The organism is Corynebacterium jeddahense (assembly GCF_028609865.1).
Lineage (GTDB): Bacteria > Actinomycetota > Actinomycetes > Mycobacteriales > Mycobacteriaceae > Corynebacterium > Corynebacterium jeddahense.
In genome coordinates, this window is the sequence record NZ_CP063194.1 from 1,382,891 (window position 1) to 1,405,501 (window position 22,611).

24 protein-coding genes are annotated in these 22,611 nt (G+C 67.4%); 9 read left to right on the forward strand and 15 right to left on the reverse strand.

The window, feature by feature from the left end:
- Nucleotides 1–4 precede the first annotated feature (4 nt).
- Nucleotides 5–580: a hypothetical protein gene (locus CJEDD_RS06760; RefSeq protein WP_042409255.1), complete on the forward strand. Its 576-nt coding sequence runs from the start codon at nt 5–7 to the stop codon at nt 578–580.
- Here the strand turns inward: CJEDD_RS06760 and CJEDD_RS06765 are convergent.
- From CJEDD_RS06765 to CJEDD_RS06775, 3 genes are read right to left on the reverse strand one after another with little or no spacing between them, the layout of a single operon-like run.
- Entirely contained in the window at nt 555–1,811 is a 1,257-nt protein-coding gene (locus tag CJEDD_RS06765) for an SPFH domain-containing protein (protein ID WP_081764588.1), read from the reverse strand. The genes CJEDD_RS06760 and CJEDD_RS06765 overlap by 26 nt on opposite strands.
- Nucleotides 1,812–2,240: an NfeD family protein gene (locus tag CJEDD_RS06770; RefSeq protein WP_042409251.1), complete on the reverse strand. Its 429-nt coding sequence runs from the start codon at nt 2,238–2,240 to the stop codon at nt 1,812–1,814. It abuts the gene before it with no gap.
- 10 nt (nt 2,241–2,250) lie between these two features.
- Nucleotides 2,251–3,102 (reverse strand): DUF3097 domain-containing protein, encoded by an 852-nt coding sequence (locus tag CJEDD_RS06775; RefSeq protein ID WP_042409248.1) that lies wholly within the window; start codon nt 3,100–3,102, stop codon nt 2,251–2,253.
- A gap of 40 nt (nt 3,103–3,142) precedes the next feature.
- Between CJEDD_RS06775 and CJEDD_RS06780 the strand changes: the two genes are divergently transcribed.
- Nucleotides 3,143–3,901: a hypothetical protein gene (locus tag CJEDD_RS06780; protein ID WP_042409247.1), complete on the forward strand. Its 759-nt coding sequence runs from the start codon at nt 3,143–3,145 to the stop codon at nt 3,899–3,901.
- On the opposite strand, the gene CJEDD_RS06785 is transcribed toward CJEDD_RS06780, so the two are convergent.
- The 3 genes from CJEDD_RS06785 to CJEDD_RS06795 form a co-directional block, all read right to left on the reverse strand.
- Complete coding sequence (locus tag CJEDD_RS06785; RefSeq protein WP_042409244.1) at nt 3,898–4,947, reverse strand: ferrochelatase; 1,050 nt, start codon at nt 4,945–4,947, stop codon at nt 3,898–3,900. The two genes, CJEDD_RS06780 and CJEDD_RS06785, sit on opposite strands and share 4 nt — an antisense overlap.
- A gap of 33 nt (nt 4,948–4,980) precedes the next feature.
- Nucleotides 4,981–6,705, reverse strand: a complete 1,725-nt coding sequence (locus tag CJEDD_RS06790; protein ID WP_042409242.1) for a DIP1281 family NlpC/P60 protein — start codon at nt 6,703–6,705, stop codon at nt 4,981–4,983.
- Between the two features lie 614 nt (nt 6,706–7,319).
- Entirely contained in the window at nt 7,320–7,790 is a 471-nt protein-coding gene (locus tag CJEDD_RS06795; RefSeq protein WP_042409869.1) for an Rv1476 family membrane protein, read from the reverse strand.
- 205 nt (nt 7,791–7,995) lie between these two features.
- Here CJEDD_RS06795 and acnA point away from each other — a divergent pair, with 205 nt between their 5' ends.
- The 3 genes from acnA to CJEDD_RS06810 all read left to right on the forward strand — a co-directional run bounded on the left by acnA (nt 7,996) and on the right by CJEDD_RS06810 (nt 12,226).
- Nucleotides 7,996–10,773 carry an aconitate hydratase AcnA gene (acnA, locus tag CJEDD_RS06800; protein WP_042409873.1) on the forward strand — a complete coding sequence of 926 codons (2,778 nt, stop codon included), beginning with the start codon at nt 7,996–7,998 and terminating at the stop codon, nt 10,771–10,773.
- Between the two features lie 141 nt (nt 10,774–10,914).
- Nucleotides 10,915–11,466: a TetR/AcrR family transcriptional regulator gene (locus tag CJEDD_RS06805; RefSeq protein WP_042409877.1), complete on the forward strand. Its 552-nt coding sequence runs from the start codon at nt 10,915–10,917 to the stop codon at nt 11,464–11,466.
- 37 nt (nt 11,467–11,503) lie between these two features.
- Nucleotides 11,504–12,226, forward strand: coding sequence for a glutamine amidotransferase-related protein (locus CJEDD_RS06810; protein WP_042409882.1), 723 nt, complete (start codon nt 11,504–11,506; stop codon nt 12,224–12,226).
- Here CJEDD_RS06810 and CJEDD_RS06815 read toward each other — a convergent pair.
- A complete protein-coding gene (locus CJEDD_RS06815; RefSeq protein ID WP_273657452.1) occupies nt 12,223–12,879 on the reverse strand; it encodes an NAD(P)H-binding protein in 657 nt (218 codons plus the stop codon). The two genes, CJEDD_RS06810 and CJEDD_RS06815, sit on opposite strands and share 4 nt — an antisense overlap.
- A gap of 41 nt (nt 12,880–12,920) precedes the next feature.
- On the opposite strand from CJEDD_RS06815, the gene CJEDD_RS06820 reads away from it, so the two are divergent.
- The gene (locus CJEDD_RS06820; protein ID WP_042410076.1) at nt 12,921–13,190 is read left to right on the forward strand and encodes an ACT domain-containing protein; all 270 of its coding nucleotides are present in this window, start codon (nt 12,921–12,923) and stop codon (nt 13,188–13,190) included.
- Between the two features lie 9 nt (nt 13,191–13,199).
- Nucleotides 13,200–14,564, forward strand: a complete 1,365-nt coding sequence (locus tag CJEDD_RS06825) for a PFL family protein (RefSeq protein ID WP_042410074.1) — start codon at nt 13,200–13,202, stop codon at nt 14,562–14,564.
- Between the two features lie 227 nt (nt 14,565–14,791).
- Here CJEDD_RS06825 and CJEDD_RS06830 read toward each other — a convergent pair whose 3' ends face one another.
- The 3 genes from CJEDD_RS06830 to CJEDD_RS06840 are packed head-to-tail and all read right to left on the reverse strand — an operon-like array spanning nt 14,792 to nt 15,607.
- Nucleotides 14,792–15,052: a type II toxin-antitoxin system RelE family toxin gene (locus CJEDD_RS06830; protein WP_074432581.1), complete on the reverse strand. Its 261-nt coding sequence runs from the start codon at nt 15,050–15,052 to the stop codon at nt 14,792–14,794.
- Nucleotides 15,053–15,060: 8 nt separating this feature from the next.
- Nucleotides 15,061–15,309 carry a type II toxin-antitoxin system prevent-host-death family antitoxin gene (locus tag CJEDD_RS06835; RefSeq protein WP_074432580.1) on the reverse strand — a complete coding sequence of 83 codons (249 nt, stop codon included), beginning with the start codon at nt 15,307–15,309 and terminating at the stop codon, nt 15,061–15,063.
- Nucleotides 15,310–15,358: 49 nt separating this feature from the next.
- Nucleotides 15,359–15,607, reverse strand: coding sequence for a PLDc N-terminal domain-containing protein (locus tag CJEDD_RS06840; RefSeq protein ID WP_052333879.1), 249 nt, complete (start codon nt 15,605–15,607; stop codon nt 15,359–15,361).
- 43 nt (nt 15,608–15,650) lie between these two features.
- On the opposite strand from CJEDD_RS06840, the gene CJEDD_RS06845 reads away from it, so the two are divergent.
- Together CJEDD_RS06845 and CJEDD_RS06850 are read left to right on the forward strand one after the other, a co-directional pair.
- Nucleotides 15,651–16,385 (forward strand): glutamine amidotransferase, encoded by a 735-nt coding sequence (locus CJEDD_RS06845; RefSeq protein WP_157034541.1) that lies wholly within the window; start codon nt 15,651–15,653, stop codon nt 16,383–16,385.
- Nucleotides 16,386–16,527: 142 nt separating this feature from the next.
- Complete coding sequence (locus tag CJEDD_RS06850; RefSeq protein WP_273657453.1) at nt 16,528–18,105, forward strand: HNH endonuclease signature motif containing protein; 1,578 nt, start codon at nt 16,528–16,530, stop codon at nt 18,103–18,105.
- 28 nt (nt 18,106–18,133) lie between these two features.
- Here the strand turns inward: CJEDD_RS06850 and CJEDD_RS06855 are convergent, their stop codons facing one another.
- Genes CJEDD_RS06855 through sufC form a run of 5 tightly spaced genes read right to left on the reverse strand, consistent with a single transcriptional unit; the run spans nt 18,134 to nt 22,602 of the window.
- Nucleotides 18,134–19,762, reverse strand: coding sequence for an ABC-F family ATP-binding cassette domain-containing protein (locus CJEDD_RS06855; protein WP_042404754.1), 1,629 nt, complete (start codon nt 19,760–19,762; stop codon nt 18,134–18,136).
- A gap of 25 nt (nt 19,763–19,787) precedes the next feature.
- Nucleotides 19,788–20,165 carry a metal-sulfur cluster assembly factor gene (locus CJEDD_RS06860; RefSeq protein ID WP_042404755.1) on the reverse strand — a complete coding sequence of 126 codons (378 nt, stop codon included), beginning with the start codon at nt 20,163–20,165 and terminating at the stop codon, nt 19,788–19,790.
- A 3-nt stretch (nt 20,166–20,168) separates the two neighbouring features.
- The gene (sufU, locus tag CJEDD_RS06865) at nt 20,169–20,618 is read right to left on the reverse strand and encodes a Fe-S cluster assembly sulfur transfer protein SufU (RefSeq protein ID WP_042404757.1); all 450 of its coding nucleotides are present in this window, start codon (nt 20,616–20,618) and stop codon (nt 20,169–20,171) included.
- Entirely contained in the window at nt 20,615–21,847 is a 1,233-nt protein-coding gene (locus CJEDD_RS06870; RefSeq protein ID WP_042404759.1) for a cysteine desulfurase, read from the reverse strand. The genes sufU and CJEDD_RS06870 overlap by 4 nt, the downstream gene beginning before the upstream one ends.
- Nucleotides 21,847–22,602, reverse strand: coding sequence for a Fe-S cluster assembly ATPase SufC (gene sufC / locus CJEDD_RS06875; protein ID WP_042404761.1), 756 nt, complete (start codon nt 22,600–22,602; stop codon nt 21,847–21,849). Before sufC ends, CJEDD_RS06870 begins: the two co-directional genes overlap by 1 nt.
- Nucleotides 22,603–22,611: the final 9 nt, after the last annotated feature.

Below are 22,611 nucleotides of genomic sequence, written 5' to 3' on the forward strand. Positions count from 1 at the left end.
GCGCATGATTGCCGTGCACGCGAAATACCGGGGCCGCGAGAAGCGGCGCGCCGACGTCGTCGAGCGCTCCGCGCGTGCCCTCGAGGCGCTGCCCGGGGTCGGCGAGTTCGAGATCCTCGGCGTGGAGGACATCCGCACCCAGGTGGCGGACGCCGAGGCGGCGCTCACCCTCGTGATGGCGCTGCTCTCGGACGGCGGCTGGGCGATCGGGCTCGGCATTGCTGACGTTACCGAGGACATCTCCGACGGCGACGCGGCGACCCAGGCGGCCACGAACGCGGTGGGCACGCGCCCGGGGCAGGTGCGGGTCGCCGTCGAGACGCCTGGTGCGTCCACCGACGCGGCCGACATCGCCGCGGCGTTCGCGCTGCTGGCGCACGTGCTGCACAAGCGCACCTACGAGGGCCGCGAGGCGACCTCGCTCGTGCGCCGCGGCATGAACCAAAACGAGGCCGCCGCAGCCCTGGGCATCTCCAAGCAGGCGATGAGCCAGCGGCTGCAGGCGGCCGGGTGGCCCGCGGAGCAGGCCGGGTGGCAGCTCGCGCTGCACCTCATTACTCGGGCTGAGGCTGCCCGCTAGCGGGGTCGGCGACGACCCGGGTCGTGCCGGCGCCCCCAAACTCGGGGCGCAGCTCCGGGGCCGGCTGCGCGGGGCGCGAGGCGATCTCGCGCCGTGCAGCCGGTGCGCCCGGCCCCGGCGCCGCGGTCGGGTCTGGGTCGTCAACGTGCTTGTTCGCCACCGCGCGCGCCTCCGCGAGGGCGCGGGCCAGCTCCGGGTCGGTGGAGGTGTCGAACCAGTTTTCCGGGTCGTCCGTCTCGGCGATCTCTCGGTCGCGCTCGTCGGCCTGCTCCGCCTCGTAGCGGAAGACGCCGTCGTCGTCCTTCTTCGCAAACGCACGCGCGAACTCTTGGAGCGAATCCCCGAACTGGGACGGGATCATCCACATCGTCGCCGCCTCGTTGCCCGCGATCTTCGGCAGCTGGTCGAGGTACTGATACGCGAGCAGCTCCGGGGTGACGCCGGAGGACTTGATCGCGGCGTTGACCTTCTGGATCGCTCGGGCCTCGCCCTGGGCGGCGAGGTACTTCGCGGCGCGCTCACCCTCGGCGCGCAGCATCATCGCCTGGCGCTCCGCCTCTGCGGCGAGGATCGCGGCGTGCTTCTCGCCCTCTGCGGCGAGGATGCGGGCCTGCTTCTCGCCCTCGGCGGTCTTGATGTCGGACTCGCGCTTGCCCTCCGCGGTGAGGATCATGGCGCGCTTCTCGCGGTCCGCCTTCATCTGCATCTCCATGGACTGCTGGATGGACGGCGGCGGGTCGATCGCCTTGAGCTCGACGCGGCTGATGCGCAGACCCCACTTCGCCGTCGCGGCGTCGAGCTCGCCGCGCAGGCGGCGGTTGATGGTCTCGCGCGAGGTGAGGGTCTCCTCAAGCGTCATGCCGCCGACGACGTCGCGCAGCGTCGCGGTCGAGATCTGCTCCACGCCAACGAGATAGTTGTCCACGCCGTAGATCGCCTTCGCCGGGTCATTGATCTGGAACGTCACCACCGTGTCGATGGCCACGGTGAGGTTGTCCTGGGTAATCACGGCCTGCGGCGGGAAGGACACGACGCGCTCGCGGGTGTCCACCCGGGCGCGAACCCGGTCGATGTAGGGCACGAGGAACGTCAGCCCGCCGGAGGCGGTGCGCGTGTAGCGGCCGAGGCGCTCGATGACCGCGGCTTCCCCCTGCGGGATGAGCTTGATCGACGCCGAGAGCAGCGCGATGAGGAGGACAAGTATGACGATGAAGGTGACTAACCCACCCATTTAGGACTCCTTCCACACGACGGCGACGGGGCCGTCGATATCGTAAACGGTCACGTGGTCGCCCGCCGGGATCGTGCGCGCTGGATCGAGGGCGCGGGCGGACCAGAGGGAGCCGTCGAAACGCACCTGTCCCCCGTCGGCGTCGATGTCCTCGACGACCTCCGCCCGGCTGCCCACGAGGGCGCGCGGCGTCTCGTCGAGGACGAGCGGCGACTCCATCCGCTTGCGCAGGGGCGGGCGGAGGAACAGCCAGAACAGCACCGACGAGACGGCAAAGACCGCGATCTCCGCCGCGACCGGCACGCCGAACAGCGCGACAGCCGCGGTGAGCAGCGCGCCCGAGGCGAGCATGAGCAGCGTCATCTCCCCCACGGCGAGCTCGAGCAGCGCCAGCACCGCCGCGATCACGAACCATACAAGAGCTCCCACGGCAGCTACATTACATCTGTGAGCAATCCGATTTGGACAACTCCGGGTTCGTCACAAAGTCGACGAGGCGCTCCACCGCGCCGATGAGCGTCGAGTCCAGGTCCCGGAACGTGTGCACCGACGAGGACACGCGGCGCCACCCCTCCTTCGGGTCCGACCAGCCGAGCCGGCGACACACCCCGGCCTTCCAGTCCTCGCCGTAGGGCACGTCGGGCCACGCCGGGATGCCCACGCTCGCGGGCTTCACCGCCGCCCAGATGTCGATGAAGGGGTGACCGGTGACCAGCACGTCTGGCCCCACGTCCGCCACGAGCCGGGACTCCTTCGTGCCCTCGATGAGGTGGTCGGCGAGCACGCCGATGCGTCGCCCCGGGCCCGGCCGGAAGGCGTCGAGACGCTGCTGCAAATTGTCCAACCCCTCGAGGTACTCGACCACGACCCCCTCGACGCGCAGGTCGTGGCCCCACACCTGCTCGACGATGGCGGCGTCGTGGATGCCCTCGACCCAGATGCGCGAGGGCATCGCGACCTTGGCCTGCACGTTGCCCACCTTGCGCGAGCCCGAGTTCGAGCGCTTCGGCGAGGTGTCGCGCGGCGCGACGTAGCGGGTCAGGCTCACCCGCTGGCCCTCCACCATGAACGCGCCGGGGAGCATCTTGAACAGTCGCTGGGTGCCGTAGCGGTCCTCGAGCCGCACGAAATCCCCGTCGTACGTCCGCTCGAACCCGACGACGGCACCGACGAAGTCGTTGCCCACGATCTCCACGATGATCCCGGGCTCCGCCGGCATCTCGGGGTACGTCGGGCGCTGCGTGCGCGCGTGGCCTTTGAATATATCTCCGCTATACCGGCTGTCTCCCATAGTGCGTCCGTATTTTATAGGCCCGGTTACACTGGCCCGGATGCACACGCGCGCCGAAGTCTATTCACCCCTGCAAAACACCGCCGTCTGGCTCGCGGCGTGGCTCTACAACGTCGAGTCCGCCGACGAGACGGTCGCGGCGCTCACGGACCTCGGCGGGCCGCACACGTACGGCAGCCTCCCCCTTTCGCAGCTGCTTTACGACGTCCGTTCCGCCGCCGACCTCGAATCCCCCGAGCCGGTGATGCGCCTCGTGCTGTGGGGCCCCGGGCAGGCGGCCCGGCTGCGCGCCGGCTCGCCCGCGATGGAGGCGCTCACCCAGGCCGGCGCGCTCGTGCTCCGCGGGGGGCGCGGCCTCAACCACATCCTCGTGCCCGAGTACTCCGGCGGCGGCGTGGACTGGCGCTGGTTCGAGGACCCGGAACCGCTGCCGGAGCCCGAGTGGCTCACCCCCGGCGAGGCCGACCGGCTCCTGTCGCAGGCGACCGACCAGGCGGCGATGCTCATCGAGGCCGCCGGCGGCACCTCCCGCGACCTGCCGAACCCGCGGCTCGCCGTGGGCACGCTCGCGGACTTCTACGACACCCCGGGGCTGCCCGCCGGGGTGACCCCGCGCGCCGCGAAGCTGTTCGCCCGCGCGGACCGGGTCGCCGCGACGATTGAGACGGTCACCGACCGGCTCGACGATCACTCCTTCGACCCGCACCTGTTCGCCCTCTGGCGCCACGTCCGCTCGGCGCGGATGGCGGGCGTGGCCGACGCCGTGGTGGACTACCGGCGCGAGTACATGCGCGGCTAGCGCTGGGGGCGCCGCACCGGGGCACAGCACCCGTCCTTGCACGGTTCGCCGTTGACCGTGCAGCCCTGCACCGTCACCTCAGACAAGGTGTCCGGCTTGACTCCGGCGGCCACCGCCTCGGCGAGGTCGACGACGAGCGAGGCGAACTCCGGCTCGAGGCCGATCGTGGGCACGCGCTCGAGCTCGACGCCCACCTCGTCGCACGCCTGCTGGAGCTCCGTATCCAGGTCCCAGACCACCTCCATGTGGTCGGTGATGAAGCCGATGGGGACGCAGACGAGGCGCTCGATCCCTCCCTCCTCGTGCAACTCGCGGGTGCGGTCCACCACGTCCGGTTCAAGCCACGGCGTCGCCGGGTTGCCCGAGCGCGACTGCCACACCACCTCGTAGGCGTCGACGCCGGCGCGCTCGGCGACGAGGCGCGCGGCCTCTGCCACTTGGCGCGCGTAGAGGTGGGGGTCGTCCGGCCCGCCCGAGGCGGCGTCCGCCACGCTGGGCACGCTGTGGGCGGTGAATAGCACGGTCGCGGTGCGTCCGGCGCGCTCCAGCGCCTCGCGGAGCTTCGCCGCTTGGAGGTCCACGAACGTCGGGTGGCCGTAGAACTGCCAGAGCTTTGTGAACGTGAGCTCCGGGTTCACCTCGCGCAGGCGCTGGATGTCCTCGTCGTACTGGCGGCACGCGGAGTAGCCGCCCCAGGCGCTCGTGGGGAAGACGAGGATGTTCCTGTGGCCGTCGTCAAGCATCTGCTTCGCGGTGTCCGCGGCGAACGGGTGCCAGTTGCGGTTGCCGAAGTAGACGGGCAGCTCGTGGCCGCGCGTGGACAGCTCCGCCTCGATGTTCGCGATGAGCTGCCGATTCTGCCCGTTGATCGGGCTCACGCCGCCGAAGTGGAAGTAGTGCTGGCCGACCTCGGCGAGGCGCTCGCGCGGGATGCCGCGCCCGCGGGTGACGTTCTCGAGAAATGGAATAACCTCGTCCTCCCCTTCGGGGCCGCCAAAGGAAAGGACGAGGAGTGCGTCGTAGTCGGTGAGGTCGCTCAGGGTCATGTCCCCGAGTCTAGCCCCCGCGGGGGGCGGCGCTTAGAGCAGACGGACGGCGTACGGGGTCATGCCCGACCACCGAACCGGGGAGATCTGGACGTTCATGCCGGACTGCGGCGCCTCGATCATCGTGCCGTCGCCAAGGTAGATGGCCACGTGCTGGCTGCCGTTCGGGCCCCAGAAGAGGAGGTCGCCGCGCTTCGCCTCGCTCGCGGGCACCTGGGTGCCGCGCTGGTACTGGTAGCCGGTGTAGTGCGGCAGCGCGATGCCGGCCGCGGCGTAGGCGTAGAGCACGAGGCCGGAGCAGTCGAAGCCGGCGACGCTGCCGCCGTCGACGCCGGTGGTCGGGCCGTTCGCGTCGCCACCACCCCAGACGTACGGGGTGCCGATCGCCGATTGCGCCCGGGCGATGACCGCCTCGACCTGGGACGAGTCCGAGATCTTCGCGACGGTCTTCTGCGCCTTCGCAGACACATCCTCCGCGGTCTTGGACTCCGGCAGCACCGCCGAGACGGTGTCGGCCGTGGAGTCGACCTTGCCGAGCGCGCCCGTAAGGCCGTCCGCGAAAGCGGTAACAATCTCGGCGGCGTCCACGTTCGAGTTGTCGAAGGACCCGTGCTTGGCGGCGACGTTGCCGACGAGCGCCACGCCCGCCGCGATCGCGCCCGCTTTCGCGATGGTGTCCGAGTCGATGTTCGCGATCGTCCCGCCCGCCGAAGACAGCGCGGCGAGGTCGCCGTCCGACGACGTCTGCGCCACGGTCTTCACCGCGTCGACGATGGCGTCGCGGCTCGGCTCCGGGGACTCCGGCGCGGTGTCGGCGACGCGCTTGCGCACGAGGTCGACGACCTCTTCGGGCACCTCGTAGGTGGTTTCCCCATTGGAGATCGTGAGCGTCGCGGCGTACGGCGTCGCGGCGACGCCGCTTTGAGCCGGCTGCTCGGGCTCGGGTTGCTGCGCCGGCTCGGGCTGCTTGTCCGCGGTGGGTTTCGCCTCGCCCGCGGTGGGTTTCGCCTCGCCCGCGGCCACCGGCGCCGCCTCCGCCTTCGCCGGGTGCTCCTTGTCGAGCGCGGCCTTCGCCTCGTCGAGCTTCTGCTGCGCGGCGTCGCGCTCGGCGGTGCTGGCGTTGAGCGCGGCGCGGTTGTCGTCGAGAAGCTGGCGCGCCTTCGCCTCCGCCGACTTGGCCTCCTCCGCGGTCTGGTCAGCGAGCTCGCTCGCCTGGCGCAGCGTCGACTCCTCGTTCGCGGCCTCGGCGCGCGCCCGCTCGGCCTCGTCGAGCTTCGCCCGCTTCTCCTCGGCGCGCTGGCGGAGGAAGGTCGAGCGGTCGAGGACATCGTCCTGCGAGCGCTTTCCGCTCATCGCCAGCAGCGCGTCGCTCGCGGCGGCGCCGCGGTACTGGGCGCGGCTTAAGTCGTCGAGCTCGGCGCGTAGCTTCTCGACGTTCGCCTGCGCCTCGGCGAGCCTGCGCTTCGCCTCCTCCTCGCCTCGGCGGGCCTGCTCGGCCTTCGCTTGGGCGTCGTGGAGGTCGACGAGCGACTGGTTGACCGACTCCTGGAGCGAGCCCAGGTCGAGGTTGCGGGCGTCGACGTCGGCCTGGGCCCGCGAGACTGCGGTGACAAGCTCGCCGACGGCGGAGGTGGAACTCTGGCCTGATGCGGCCGGGCTGACGACGCCCGACACGAGGGAAACGGTTGTGACACACGCGGCCACGCCGAGCACGCTTCGCGCACGGCTGAACCGGGTGCCCCTTAGTGGATGTGCCACGAAGGTGCTCCTCACACCGCACTCCGCGCGTGCTTGCGCTGCGCCGGGGGCGATCAAGAAAACCCGCAGGCGCCAGGCAAAGGCACGCGCGGCCGAGCCGTGACTAGCGGCTGGACGTGCGGTCCTAGATGTTGACTACTGACGCGGCTGCGCGGGCTGGCGCCTCCGCCCGCCCCACGGCGAGTTCTCTGTGCCCGGTACTCGGCGTGCTTCCCCACATGCCCGAACCTCACAGCAAGGCGTGGCGCTTGACTAGAGCGCCCCGCGAAACTCACGTGAAACGTGTGATGACGATCGGCCCGCGAGCCGATACGGGAACCTTACGTCAAGGCAATTGACTTGTATCCCTTTCGTTACATTTGACCGCGTTAGCCAAGTCCATTCACATGATTCACATGCGTCTCACCTGGGAAAAGCGTGCCGAAATTGTCCTATGTGGCGTTCGTCACGGCAACAGGCCTGGGAACGGGCACGGCCGAGGACCCATGTGTAAAAATCCACATCGGTCGGCGCGGGGTGGGCGTGCGACCTGGGCAAATGGCGCCGCCGGGCGGGGGTGTGGATTTTTACAAACGGGCGACCGGACCCGGTGGCAGGTCAAGGATGGAACCTTGTCAGCGCCGGGCAGTCATCGCCGCCGCGACGGCGATGCCGGCGAGCACGAGGAGCGCGACGGCGACGGCGAGCGGCCAGTGCACCGTGACGCCGTCGGCGGCGCGGGCGAAGGCGTGCAGGCCGTCCGCGTAATCGGGTTCGGCGACCATGGCGCGCTCGCCCCGCTCGATCTGCGCGCGGTTGAGGTGGTCGCTCACCCCGATGGCTACCTGCGGCGTGCGGACGATGACGGTGCCGTAGTCGGTGCTGTTGGCGAGGTCTTGGGCGAGGTCGCGCAGGTCGGCGACGTGGGCCGGCGTCTGCTCGAGGACGACGACGCCCGCCGGGTCAAGGTTCTCGACGTCAGCGGCGTGCAGCGCGCCTTCCAGGTCGGCGCGCAGGGCGGGGTTGACCGGATTGTCGGTGCCGAACGCGATCGGTGAGGTCGCGAGCTGGGCAAGCAGCGAGTCCAGCGACACTTCCGGCTCCACGTTCTCATCCTTTCGTTGCGCGCACCTGTGCAGGGGTTTGAGTGTAGCGGTGGGGGCCGGAGGGGCGTCGATAAGCGAAATGCGAAAACATAACGCGCGTACTGTTAGTATGGAAACGGAACTATGGCAGGTCGCATATCATGGGGCCTTGACCATAGGGTCGCTAAATCCCTGATACTGATACGACGAGGAAACGGAGCTCACCGTGGCAGAAAGCAAGAACTCGTTCGGTGCCAAGAAGACGCTCGAGGTCGGCGACAAGTCTTACGACTACTTCGCGCTCGACGCAGTCGAAGGCATGGAGAAACTCCCCTACTCCCTCAAGGTGCTGGGCGAGAACCTCCTGCGCACCGAGGACGGCAAGAACGTCACCGAAGACCACATCAAGGCCATCGCCAACTGGGATCCCTCGGCGGACCCGAGCGTGGAGATCCAGTTCACCCCGGCCCGCGTGCTCATGCAGGACTTCACCGGCGTGCCGTGTGTCGTGGACCTTGCCACCATGCGCGAGGCCGTGTCTTCGCTCGGCGGCAACCCGGATCAGGTCAACCCGCTCAACCCGGCCGAGATGGTCATCGACCACTCCGTGATCATCGAGGCGTTCGGTTCGGACAGCGCCATCGACAAGAACGTCGAGATCGAGTACCAGCGCAACGAGGAGCGCTACCAGTTCCTGCGCTGGGGCGCGGAGAACTTCTCCAACTTCCGCGTCGTGCCGCCGGGGACCGGCATCGTCCACCAGGTGAACATCGAGTACCTGTCGCGCGTCGTCTTCGATAACGCCGGGCTCGCCTACCCCGACACCTGCATCGGCACCGACTCCCACACCACGATGGAAAACGGCCTGGGCATCCTGGGTTGGGGCGTCGGCGGCATCGAGGCCGAGGCCGCGATGCTCGGCCAGCCGGTGTCCATGCTCATCCCACGCGTCGTCGGCTTCAAGCTCACCGGCGAGATCCCGGCCGGCGTGACCGCGACCGACGTGGTGCTCACCATCACCGAGATGCTCCGCGAGCACGGTGTGGTGCAGAAGTTCGTCGAGTTCTACGGCAACGGTGTGAAGCAGATTCCGCTGGCCAACCGCGCCACCATCGGCAACATGAGCCCGGAGTTCGGCTCCACTTGCGCGATCTTCCCGATCGACGAGGAGACCATCAACTACCTCCACCTCACCGGCCGCTCCCAGGAGGACATCGACCGCGTCGAGGCATACGCCAAGGCGCAGGGCATGTGGCTGGAGCAGGACGCTGAGGAGGCCGAGTATTCCGAGTACCTCGAGCTCGACCTGTCCACCGTGAAGCCGTCCATCGCCGGCCCGAAGCGCCCGCAGGACCGCATCCTGCTCTCCGAGTCCAAGGACACCTTCCGCAAGCAGCTGCCGGACTACAACACCGCCGGCGACGACACCGCTGAGCCGGTGCGCGCCGAGAAGGTCGACGCGGTCTCCTACAACGAGTCCTGGCCGGCGAACGGCGAGTCCGCCGCCGAGGGCGCCGAGGGCCGCGCGTCCAAGCCGGTCATCGTCGAGTCCCCGCAGGGCGGCGAGTACACCCTCGACCACGGCTTCGTGGCCATCGCGGCCGTGACCTCCTGCACCAACACCTCGAACCCGTCCGTCATGGTCGGCGCGGCGCTGCTCGCCCGCAAGGCGGCGGAGAAGGGCCTCAAGGCCAAGCCGTGGGTGAAGACCATCATGGCGCCGGGCTCCCAGGTTGTCGACGGCTACTACGAGCGCGCCGACCTGTGGAAGGACCTCGAGGCCGTGGGCTTCTACCTCTCCGGCTTCGGCTGCGCGTCCTGCATCGGCAACTCCGGCCCGCTGCCGGCCGAGGTTTCCGAGGCCGTCAACGAGTACGACCTCACCGCGACCGCCGTGCTCTCCGGCAACCGCAACTTCGAGGGCCGCATCTCCCCGGACGTGAAGATGAACTACCTTGCGTCCCCGCTCCTGGTCATCGCGTACGCGATTGCCGGCACGATGGACTTCGACTTCGAGTCCCAGCCGCTCGGCCAGGACCAGGACGGCAACGACGTCTTCCTTAAGGACGTCTGGCCGTCCACCGAGGAGATCGAGGAGACCATCGCCGGCACCATCTCCCGCGAGATGTACGAGAAGGACTACGCCGACGTCTTCAAGGGCGACGAGCAGTGGCAGGGTCTGGACATCCCGAAGGGCAAGACCTTCGACTGGAACGAAGACTCCACCTACATCCGCAAGGCGCCGTACTTCGACGGCATGCCGGAGGAGCCGGAGGACGTCAAGGACATCGAGGGCGCTCGCGTGCTGGCCAAGCTGGGCGACTCGGTGACCACCGACCACATCTCCCCCGCGTCCTCCATCAAGCCGGGCACCCCGGCGGCGAACTACCTCGACGAGCACGGCGTGGAGCGCAAGGACTACAACTCCTTCGGCTCCCGCCGCGGCAACCACGAGGTCATGGTGCGCGGCACCTTCGCCAACATCCGCCTGCGCAACCAGCTGGTGGATGAGCAGGGCGGCTACACCCGCGACTTCACCAAGGACGACGCGCCGCAGGCGTACATCTACGACGCCGCGATGAACTACGCCGAGAAGAACATCCCGCTCGTGGTCATCGCCGGTAAGGAGTACGGCACCGGCTCGTCCCGTGACTGGGCCGCGAAGGGCACGAACCTGCTCGGCGTGAAGGCCGTCATCGCCGAATCCTTCGAGCGCATCCACCGCTCGAACCTCATCGGCATGGGCGTGCTCCCGCTGCAGTTCCCGGAGGGCGAGTCCCACGAGTCGCTCGGCCTGGACGGCTCGGAGACCTTCTCCATCACCGGCATCACCGAGTTCAACAACGGCGAGATCCCGTCGACGGTCCACGTTAAGGCTGAGAAGGACGGCGCCGACGCCGTCGAGTTCGACGCCGTGGTTCGCGTGGATACGCCTGGTGAGGCCGAGTACTACCGCAACGGCGGCATCCTGCAGTATGTGCTGCGCCAGATGGTGAAGAGCTAAACGCTCGCACCGCCGGTGGCGCGGCGCCGAGGCGCCGCGCCCGGAACCGTTATGGGCTAGTGGAACAGCGATTTCACTAGCCCATAATGCTGCCAAGATCCCCCGCCCCGCGCTCCCCCCATCACACGAAAGGCCCCACGCATGCCCATCGTCAGCGACGAAGAACTCCAGCGCCGCCGCAGCGAGATCATCGACGCCGCGCGCACGTGCTTTGCCCGCTACGGCTACGAGGGCGCGACGGTAGCCCGGCTCGAGGAGGCGACCGGCAAGACCCGCGGGGCGATCTTCCACCACTTCGGCGACAAGGAGACGCTCTTTCTCGCCATCGCCGAGGCGGACGCGCAGCGGCAGGCGGAGGTGGTCAGCGAGCGCGGCCTCGTCGAGGTGATGCGCGGCATGCTCAGCGACACCGGCGCGAACGACTGGTTCACCACCCGCGCCGAGATCTTGCGCAAGCTGCGCACCGACCCCGAGTTCGAGGCCCGGTGGCGCGAGCAGCAGGAGGTGCTCGACCGGGCGGTGCGCGAGCGCCTGGAGTCGAACCAGCAGATGCGCAGCGACGTCCCCGTCGACGTCCTGCAGACCTACCTGGAGACGGTGCTCGAGGGCTTTATCACGAAGCTCGCCACCGGCGAGTCACCGGAGCGCCTCGAGGCGATGCTGGACGTGGTGGAGCAGTCGGTCCGCGGCTGATTCCTCGAACTAGACCAAGCGGTATAGAATGACCGCCATGCCCAAGCTCCTCTTCCTCTCGCTGCGCACGGGCGGCATCGGCCCCGCCGTCGCACACGCCGAGTACCACGACGTCCTGCGCGCCACCGGCCTCGACGAGGTGGACGTGGAGCTGCGCATCATAGACTCCCCCGGCGCCGAACTCGGGCCCCTCGACCCGATCTGCGGCATCATCGTCGGCGGCTGCTCGCTCAACGTCTCCAGCCCGGAGCGCTCCGCGTGGCACATGCGTATCGACGACATCCTGTCCGCCGCCGTGGCGTCCGGCAAGCCGGTGTTCTTCGTCTGCTTCGGCATCTCCTGGCTCGTCGACCACCTCGGCGGCGAGGTCGGGCGGACCCACCCCGAGCCGTCCGGTCCCACGACCGTAGAAGTTGTCGAGGACGACGTCCTCGCCGGCGCCAGCGGCACGTTCACCGCGCTGACCGGCCACACCGAAAACCCAGTGGCCGTGCCTGATTCGCTCGCCGTGGTCGCGTCTGGGCCGGACGGGCTGGTGCAGGTGGTGCGCTACGGCGACCGGGTGTGGGCGGCCCAGTTCCACGCCGAGATGGACGCCGCCGCGATGCGCACCCGCATGGACTTCTTCCACGACTACGGCTACTTCCCGGCCGACGAGTACGCCCGCATCGTCGCGGACCTGCCCAACCACGACGTGAGCCGGGCGAACGCGTTGCTGCGCGACTTCGCCCGGCTCTGCCTCGACGGGTACTTCGACTAAATCTCGGTCACGGGGTCGCTGCCGCCCTCAAACTCGAGCGGGTTGCGGCGGAACGGCTCGCCGCGGCCCACCGACTCCACGATGACATCCGCCACGAGTTCGCGCGGGGTTTCGGAGTCTTTCGCCATCGGGCCGTCGAGAAGCGAGATGCCTTGCGACGGCCCGTCGGTGAGCCGTGTCGGGCCGAGGATCTGGTGCGGCAGTTCGGAGGCGAGCAGTCGCTTGTCAACGGCCTTCTTACTCTCGACGTAAGCGTACCACGATGCGTTGTCTTCGCTGGTTGTCGCCTCGGTCGCGCCGGCGTAGGAGACCATGACGAGGAACGGCGCGAACTCGCCGAGCTCCTCGAGTGCGCCGATCATGGCCAGCGCCGCGTCCCGGTCGACGGCCCAGGTGGCCTCCGCGCTGCTGCCGCCGGCGCCAGCGGACCAGACTACGGCGTCGAACGGGGTGAGCAAGCGGGCCCAGTCCTCCTCGTCGAGCGTGGTGAGGTCGCGGACGATGGCGGTCGCGCCGTCGTCGACAAGCTGCTGCACATGGTCGGGGTTGCGCACGAGGGCGCTCACGCTGTGGCCCTGCGCGACGAGCTTGGGGATGGTGTGGCGCGAGACGTTGCCGCCGGCGCCGAGGACGAGGACGTGTTTCGTTTTCATATCCCCGACTCTAACGCGCCACGAAAGGTTACACTTTGCGCATGTACGCAATTATTACAACGACCGGGAAGGATCGGCCCGGCGTCATCGCCGCCGTGGCCGGTGAAGCTGCAGAGCAAGAGCTGAACATCGTCGACGTCTCGCAGACCATCATGGACGACTTCTTCACCATGATCATGCGCGTCGAGCTCCCCGAGGGCGACGTGGACATGGGCGCGCTGCAGGAAGCATTCGACGCGGCCGGGAAGCCGCTCGGGATGGTCGTGCGCATCCAGTCTGAGGCCCTGTTCAGCGCCATCAACGACATCTAGGGGCAGGCCATGAACTTCGAGTATTCCGACGCCCGGTTCCTCGACGTCATCCGCATGATCGAGGACTACCGCCTGGACATCCGCACCGTGACCATGGGCATCTCGCTGATCGGCTGCACGCGCGAGTCGATGGTGGCCACCGCGCAGGCGGTCTACGACCGCGTCATGGAGCGCGCCCGCGACCTCGTGCCCGTGTGCGAGTCCATCGAGCGCGAGCTGGGCATCCCGATCGTGAACAAGCGCATCTCGGTCTCCCCCGTCGCGCTCGTCGCCGCCGGTGTGGAGGGCAACCCCGTCGACATCGCCCGCGCGTTGGACCGCGCAGCGGCAGAGCTGGGCGTGAACTTCGTCGGCGGCTACTCCGCGCTCGTCGAAAAGGGCGGAACGCGGTCCGACAAGCGTTTGATTTACTCCATCCCGGAGGCGCTCGCCGAGACAGACAACGTGTGCAGCTCAGTGAACGTGGCGTCCTCGCGCGCCGGCATCAACATGAACGCCGTGGCCAAGATGGGCGAGATCGTGAAGGAGGCGGCCGAGCTCACCGCGGACCGCTCCTCCATCGCGTGCGCGAAGCTCGTCGTGTTCGCGAACGCGGTCGGCGACAACCCGTTTATGGCGGGCGCCTTCCACGGCATCGAGGAGCCGGACACCGTGATCTCGGTGGGCGTGTCGGGCCCTGGGGTCGTCGATAATGCGATTGCTCCGTTGACGGGCGCGTCACTCAACGATCTCGCCGAAGAAATCAAGAAAGCGGCGTTTAAGATCACGCGCGCGGGCCAGCTCGTGGGCACGATGGCGGCGCAGCGCCTTGGCGTGCCGTTCGGCATCGTGGACCTGTCGCTGGCGCCGACGGCGGAAATGGGCGATTCGGTGGCGCACGTGCTCGAGCGCATGGGCCTCGACCAGGTGGGCACGCACGGCACGACCGCGGCTCTCGCACTGCTCAACGACGCCGTGAAGAAGGGCGGCATGATGGCCTGCTCGCGCATCGGCGGCCTGTCCGGATCGTTCATCCCCGTCTCCGAGGACAAGGGCATGATCGACGCGGTGCATTCCGGCGCCATTTCGATGGACAAGCTCGAGGCGATGACCTCGATCTGCTCCGTCGGCTTCGACATGATCGCCATCCCCGGCGATACCTCCGCCGAGCTCATCGCGGGCATGATCGCGGACGAGGCGGCGATCGGTGTGATGAACCACAAGACCACCGCGTCGCGCCTCATCCCGGTGCCTGGCACGAAGCCCGGCGACGAGGTGAACTTCGGCGGGCTGCTCGGCTACGCGCCGGTGATCCCGGTGAACACGGTGGGCAACGACGCGTTTATCCACCGCGGCGGGTTCATCCCCGCGCCGGTACACGGGTTTAGGAACTAGGGGCTTGACCCTCACACGGTGTCATGGTTGATACTGCGGGTGTGAGAATATCGGATGTCGCCGAGCCGCCGGATGTTCCGTGCGGTCCATCCGGCACCTGCATGAGTCAGGTGCCGTGCCAGAGCCTGCGCGGACCAGCGGAAACTAGCGCGACTATGCAGTCTCTGACCTCGCCGCGGTCATGCGGGCTCGCGCACTAATCGACGCAGGCGTGCCCGTTTCGAACCTCAATATACTTCCCGCCGGTGAGCCACGCGGATTACGAAAACCACCAGTACGCCGTGCTCAACCCGGTAAATCACCCGGTAGTCTCCCACCCGAATGCGTCGCTGCCCGTCGCCTCCGACCAGTTGAGTAGATCCAGGAGGCTCCGGATTGGTGGCCAGATTGTCGATTGCCCTATAGATCCGTTGCGCTTCTGTACGGTCAATCTTGCTCAGTGACTTGGCCGCTGACCTGGCGAATTCAACTTTGTAGGCTCGTGTCACGGGTTCGTCTACTCTGAAATGCTGATCATCTCACGCACTTCTTCCATACTCACCCGTTCTTCGCTTTCCGCTTCCCGCGCTGCTGCAAGATCGATTTGATCCTCCAGGGCCTGCATAGCCTGATCGAACAGCTCAGGAGAAACGAGTACGGCGCGACGTTCAGCTCCCCTTGACAGGATTGCCACAGGCTCGCGTTGCGCCGCCGCAATATATCGGCTCTGATTCGCCCGAAATTCGGAGAGGGATGCGGTAGTCATGTGGATAATTGTACAAGTTGTACAGTTAGGTGTCTATGCCATCCGGTTTTTAGCGCTTCTTGCCGATGACGAAGTACGCCAGCCAGCCGAACGTGTTCACCGCGCCGATAATAGGAGTCCAGATCAGCTTGGGGCCGCGGAGCTTCTTACTGTCGGTGCGGGCGAGGTCCCACAGCGCGATTGCCTTACCGGCGGTGTCCAGCGCGCCGAGCACACCGACCGCGGTGCGCTGATCAGACGACATTGCGTTCCAGGAGTCCTTGAGGGAACCGAGCAGATCGAGGTTTGAATTAGCCATGCCGAATATCGTACCGGCAGGTCGCTCCGATACATTTGAGCAGGTGACATTGAACCGCCCATTCCTCCTCCTCAGCACCCGCCCCGAGGACGAAGCCGCCGCGGAAGAGCTCGCGAGCTTCACCGCGGGCATGCAGCTTGACGACGGCGCAATTGAGCAACGCCGAGTCGAGTCAGCACCTCTCGGAGAGGTCGACCTGGACTCCTACTCCGGTGTCCTATTGGGCGGCAGCCCTTTCAACAACTCCGACGCGGTAAAGTCACAGAATCAGCTGCGGGTCGAGCGTGAGATCGGCACCCTCGTCCGTGAAATTATCGACCGCGACTACCCGCTCATGGGTGCCTGCTACGGCATCGGCACGGTTGGCACGCTTATCGGCGCCACGCTTGGCGACGAATACGCCGAGGAGGCCGGCCTCATCACCGTCACCGTCACCCCAGAGGGTGCCTCGGATCCCCTGCTCGACGGGCTCGCCGAGAGTTTTCACACGCTGGTGGGGCACAAAGAGGCGGTGTCGTCGGTGCCCGCTTCTGCGACGGTGCTCGTCTCAGGTGAGGCCTGCCCGATCCAAATGTTCCGGGTGAAGTCCAACGTGTACGCCACGCAGTTCCACCCCGAGCTCACCGCGCCGGCGCTCGAGGCGCGGCTCCGCTTGTACGCCCACCTCGGCTACGTTCGCGCCGATGTCATGGAATCCAACATCGCCGAGGCTTACACCGGCGATTTCACGTGGAACAACCAGATCCTGGCGAATTTTGCTGAGCGTTACGGCCGATAGGTCGTCGTGAAGCGAAGTGCGATGTGATTTAGATCACTCTTTTTTACCTTATGTTTGCCGTATTGCACATACTTGCGGTTTATGTCGGCAGCGTTCGTAGAGTGACACCCAACGTTCGAACTTAGGTCCGGAAGGAGGGGTCGTGAGCACGGAACTCGCACGTCATGTCGACACAATTGCGCACGCCTTATTCGCAATGCGGGACCTTTGCGACGACCCCTCCAACGTCACATTCGAAGATGTACGCGAGCCGTTTGAGAAGCTAGAGGCGGCACTGCGCACGAAACCGTTGTTGGACGCGTTCTTCGCGTTCGTGGCGGAGCGTGACGACGCCGGTCGGCTTATGGGGTCGAAGTGGGCGAAGACGTATCTGGAGAAGAGGCTGGGGATCGAACCCGGCGACGCCTATGACCGCCTCGCCCGCGGCCGCGCGTTCTACGGCGAACCCGACGTTGAAGGGCCCGCCCAGCAAGACGCGCCCGAGGAGGGATCCGACGGCGGATTCGAGTTCTTCGGTTTTGGGGAGGAAGATGAGGACCGCCGGCGGGAGGAGGACCGCCGGCGGGAGGAGGACCGCCGGCGGGAGGAGGCGCGGGTACGCCAGGCTCGGGCGCGAAAGGCTGCGGCGCAGGTGTCCGAGCAGAAGCAGCGAGTCATCCGTCTCGAACTTGACCGGCTCGTCGACGCGGCAAAAGGAGCGCACGCCCGCCTCATGGCGAGGGCGATGGACGAGGCCCCGGATCGCAGCGTAAAGGATCTTCGAGCCCTAGTCCGACGCTGGGTGGAGGCGGAAAACCGCAAGCATGCGGACCCAACCAATCCGAATGCGGGCATGCGCAAGCGCAAACTGGTGATTGGTAACCAGAACGCTGACGGAACGGTTGACGCGGACATCACCTTCACCGCGGGGCATGCCGCATTGTTCAAGACGCTGACGGACAAGGGCCTGGTTCCGAACTCCAACCTCCCGGAGGGCGAGGAGGATTACCGTACCCCGGCGCAGCGCCGCTACGACCAGTTCATCGCCATCCTGGAGCACTTTGAGCATTGCCAGAAACCTGCAGGCGGCGGGTGCGCATCCGTCTTGGTCTCGTGCACGCTGGACCAGCTCGCGGACGCAGGCGCCACGACCAAGTTCGCCACCAACACCGGCATTGATGTCACCGCGTTCGATCTTGTCCGACTCGGGATGGACGGGACGGCCGAATTCGTCCTCGCCGTCGATGACGCCGAACATCTGTCATTGGACCTTTACCGCACCAGACGAACGGCATCCATTGCTCAGCGCGTCACGTTGCTGGCACTCCAAGGCGTGTGCGCGTGGGCGGGGTGCACTGCCCCGCTCAGCGAATGCGAGGCCCACCACGTCGTTTCGTGGCTCAAGGGCGGCAACACCGACATCGGCAACTTGGCGGCGCTGTGCAGGCAGCACCACCGGATGAACAACGACAACATGGACCACCGTGGCAACAGCAGCCACGTCGATATCTGCCCGACTTCACGGAGGGTTGGGCTCAAGGAACCGGGGTCACCTCACCTGAAGTTCAATACCGCTGATGCCGCGGAGCATGCTGCGGTGAATCTGATCCGCACCCGCGAGTCACATAGGCATCACACAACCCACCTGCCCCCGGAGCGGCCGCCCGATCCTCCCCCGCCGCGGGAACCCGTTCAAGCGCCGCCCTGGGCGAAGGGCCAGGATCCGTACCCGCCGTTCTAGCTTGCTGCTCCAGCCTGCCGTCCCAGCGTTAGGCGAGTTCGACGATCTCCATGTATTCGTCGTTCCACAGATCTTCGTCACCCTCGGGCATGATGATGACGCGCTCCGGCTCGAGCGCTCGCACCGCGCCCGGGTCGTGGGTGACCAGGACCACCGCGCCGGTGTAAGTTTTCAGCGCATCGAGGACCTGCTCGCGGGATTGTGGGTCGAGGTTGTTTGTGGGCTCGTCGAGAAGCAGGACGTTCGCCCGGGAGGAGACCAGCGTGGCCAGCGCGAGGCGGGTCTTCTCGCCGCCCGAGAGGGTGCCGGCGGGCTGCTCCAGCTTGTCGCCGGAAAACATGAACGCACCGAGCAGCCCGCGCAGGTCCTGCTGGCCCGCGTCGGGGCACGCCTCGATGGTGTTTTCCCAGACCGTTTTCGCACCGTCGATGGTGTCGTGTTCTTGCGCGAAGTACCCGATCTTCAAGCCGTGGCCGGAAACGACGCCGCCCTCGCCGTCGGTGCGCTCGACACCGGCCAGCAGCTTCAGCAACGTCGTCTTGCCGGCGCCGTTCGTGCCCAGCACCACCACGCGGGAGCCCTTGTCCACTGCCAAGTCCACACCCGCGAACACCTCGAGCGAGCCGTACATCTTGGTCAGCCCCTTGCCGAACAGGGGCGTCTTGCCGCACGGCGCAGGCTCGGGGAAGGAGATGGAGGCGACGCGGTCGGCGACGCGAACCTCGTCGAGCTCCCCCATCATGCGTTCGGCGCGGGCAAGCATTTGCTTCGCCGCCGCAGCCTTCGTGGCCTTGGCCCCCAGCTTCGCGGCCTGCTTCTGCAGCGCCGAGGCCTTCTTCTCCGCGTTGGCGCGCTCGCGGCGCCGGCGGGCCTCATCGAGGGCGCGGGCGTCCTTATATTTGGCGAAGCCCATGTTGTACACGTCGGCTTCGGCACGCACCGCGTCGAGGAACCACACCTTGTTGCACACCGCGTCGAGCAACTCGACGTCGTGGGAGATCATGATCAGCCCGCCCTCGTGCTTCGACAGGAAGCCACGCAGCCAGGAGATGGAGTCGGCGTCGAGGTGGTTGGTGGGCTCGTCGAGAAGCAGTGTGGTTTGGGACTTGCCCGAGCCCTGCCGCGACGCGAAAAGGATCTGCGCAAGCTCCACGCGGCGGCGCTGGCCGCCCGAGAGCGTTTTCAGTTGCTGGTCCAGCACCCGCTCCGGAAGGCCCAGGTTGTCGCAGATTTGGGCGGCCTCGGCGTTGGCCTCGTAGCCGCCGAGCGCTTGGTAGCGCTCCTCCAGTCGGGAGAATTTGGCGATGGCCTTGTCGCGCTCCGCGCCGTCCGTCGTCTCCATGATGGACTGCTGCTTCGCCATCGACCGCTGGATCTGATCCAGACCGCGCGCCGACAGGACCCGGTCGCGGGCAGTCTGCTCGATGTCGCCCTCTTTCGAATCCTGCGGGAGGTAGCCGATCTCGCCCGAACGCGTCACCGAGCCGCCGTAGGGCTCGGTCTCCCCCGCCAGGATGCGCATCGTCGTCGTCTTGCCGGCGCCGTTGCGACCCACCAGGCCGATGCGGTCGCCGGGCTGGACGCGGAGGTGTTGGCCGGGGGCGTCGAGAAGCGTGCGGGCGCCGACGCGCACCTCGAGATCATTGGTGACAATCACGACGCCACAGTTTAGAAAGCGCGGGCTAAACCGCGAAACCGAGGGCGCGCAGCTGCTCGCGGCCCTCCTCGGTGATGAACTGCGGGCCCCACGGCGGCATCCAGACCCAGTTGATCTCGAGGTCGTCGACCGCGGTGTTCGGCACGACGGCCTGAAGCGCCTGCTCCTCGATGACGTCGGTGAGCGGGCACGCCGGCGAGGTGAGCGTCATGTTGACCACCGCCGTCGTCGCCTCGGCGCGCTCCTCGATCCAGATGTCGTAGACGAGGCCCAGGTCGACGACGTTGATCCCCAGCTCCGGGTCGATCACATCGCGCAAGTACTCCTCCACCTCGCCGACGAGCTTGAGCTGCTCCTCGGTCTGCTGCGGGCGGGTGTTCTCCTGCGAATTCGGCTCGGTCATCTCCTACTCCTTCTCCTCGAGCGCGTCCGACGTCGCCGCCTGGAACGCCTTCCACCCCAGCAGCGCGCACTTCACGCGCGCCGGGAACTTCGCCACCCCCGCGAACGCGACCCCGTCGCCGATCACCGCGGCGTCGCCCTCGACGGTGCCGCGCGAGGTCACCATCTCCTCGAACACGCCGAGCTTCTCCATCGCCTCGGCGACCGGCTTGCCGATGACCTCCTCGGCCATCACGGAGGTGGACGCCTGCGAGATCGAGCACCCGACCGCGTCGTACGAGACGTCTTCGACCGTTGCGCCGTCCTCGGAGAGGTGGACGCGCAGCGTGATCTCGTCGCCGCACGACGGGTTCACGTGGTGCACCTCCGCCTCGTACGGCTCGCGCAGGCCCGCGTGCTGCGGGTTCTTGTAGTGGTCCAGGATCACTTCCTGGTACATCGACTCCAGGTTCATCGCGCGAAAAACTCCTTCGCCTTGCGTATCGACGCCACCAAGGTATCAACCTCGTCCAGCGTGTTGTACAGGTAGAAGCTCGCCCGCGACGTGGACTGCAGGTTGAGGCCCCGGTGGGCCGGCCACGCGCAGTGGTGGCCGGTGCGGATGGCCACGCCCTCGGCGTCGAGCACCTGGCCCAGGTCGTGCGGGTGCACGCCCTCGACCGTGAACGCGATCGCGCCGCCGCGCTTCTCGGCGGTGAGGGGGCCGGCGATCCGGAGGCCGTCGATACGCTGCATCTGCTCGAGGGCGTAGGCGGTGAGCTCCCGCTCGTGCGCGGCGATGTTGTCCATCCCGATCTCGGTGAGGAAGCGCACCGCCTCGCCCAGGCCCACGACCTGCGAGGTCATCTGCGTGCCGGCCTCGAAGCGCTGCGGGGCGGGCGCGTAGGTGGAGCCCTCCATGCGCACGACCTCGATCATCGAGCCGCCCGTCATGAACGGCGGCAGCTCGCCTAGGTGCTTCGAGTAGACCGCGCCGACGCCGTTCGGGCCGCACATCTTGTGGCCGGAGAACGCCGCGAAGTCAACGTCGAGGGCGTGGAGGTCCACCGGCATGTGCGGCACCGACTGGCACGCGTCGAGCACGGTGAGCGCGCCGACCGCCTTCGCGCGACGCACCATCTCCTCGACGTCTGCGTGCGCGCCGGTGACGTTCGACTGGTGGGTGAAGGCGACGACCTTGACGGTGTCGTCGAGCTCGAGCGAGTCGAGGTCGATGCGCCCGTCCTCGGTCATCGAGTACCACTTCAGCGTCGCGCCGGTGCGGCGGCACAGCTCCTGCCACGGCACGAGGTTCGCGTGGTGCTCGAGCTCGGTGATGACGACGGTGTCACCCTCGCGCACAGCGAGATCGCCGGCGCGGTCGTCGCCGAGCACGTACGCGACGAGGTTGAGGCCCTCGGTGGCGTTCTTGGTGAACGCGATCTCGTCGTCGTCGGCACCGACGAACGCCGCGATCGCCTCGCGCGCCGACTCGTACGCGTCGGTGGCCTCCTCCGCGAGCTCGTAGGAGCCGCGGTGCACCGGCGCGTTGCAGCCGAGCACGAAGTCGCGCTCGGCGTCCCACACCCGCTGCGGGCGCTGCGAGGTTGCCCCGGAGTCGAGGTATACCAGCGGCTTGTCCCCGCGCACGGTGCGCGACAGGATGGGGAATTCTGCCCTGATCGCTTCTACGTCGAGCGCCATTAGATGAACTTCTCGTAGCCCTCGGCCTCGAGCTGGTCGGCGAGCGAGGCGTCGCCGGTCTGCACGACGTGGCCGTCGGCGAAGACGTGGATGAAGTCGGGCTTGACGTAGTTGAGAATGCGCTTGTAGTGCGTGATCATGAGCACGCCGCCGCCCGTCTCCTCCTGGTAGCGGTTGATGCCCTCGGAGACGATGCGCAGCGCGTCCACGTCAAGGCCGGAATCCGTCTCGTCCATGACGGCGAACTTCGGCTTCATCAGCGCGAGCTGCATGACCTCGTGGCGCTTCTTCTCGCCGCCGGAGAAGCCCTCGTTCACGGAGCGCTCGGAGAAGGAGGCGTCCATCTGCAGCGCCTCGCGGGCGGCGTTGAGCTCGCCGACCCACTCGCGCAGCTTCGGGGCCTCGCCGCGCACCGCAGTGACGGCGGAGCGCATGAAGTTCGAGGACGACACGCCCGGCACCTCGACCGGGTACTGCATGGCGAGGAAGAGGCCGGCGCGGGCGCGCTCGTCGATGGACATCTCCAGGAGGTTCTCACCGTCGAGCAGCACCTCGCCGTCGGTCACCTCGTACTTCGGGTGGCCGGCGAGCGTGTAGGCGAGGGTGGACTTGCCGGAGCCGTTCGGACCCATGATGGCGTGGGTCTCGCCGCCGTTGATGGTGAGGTTGACGCCCTTGAGGATGGGCTTCGCCTCCTGCCCCTCCTCCGAGGGGAGGACGTTGGCGTGCAGGTTCTTGATTTCCAGGGTGGACATGAATGCTCC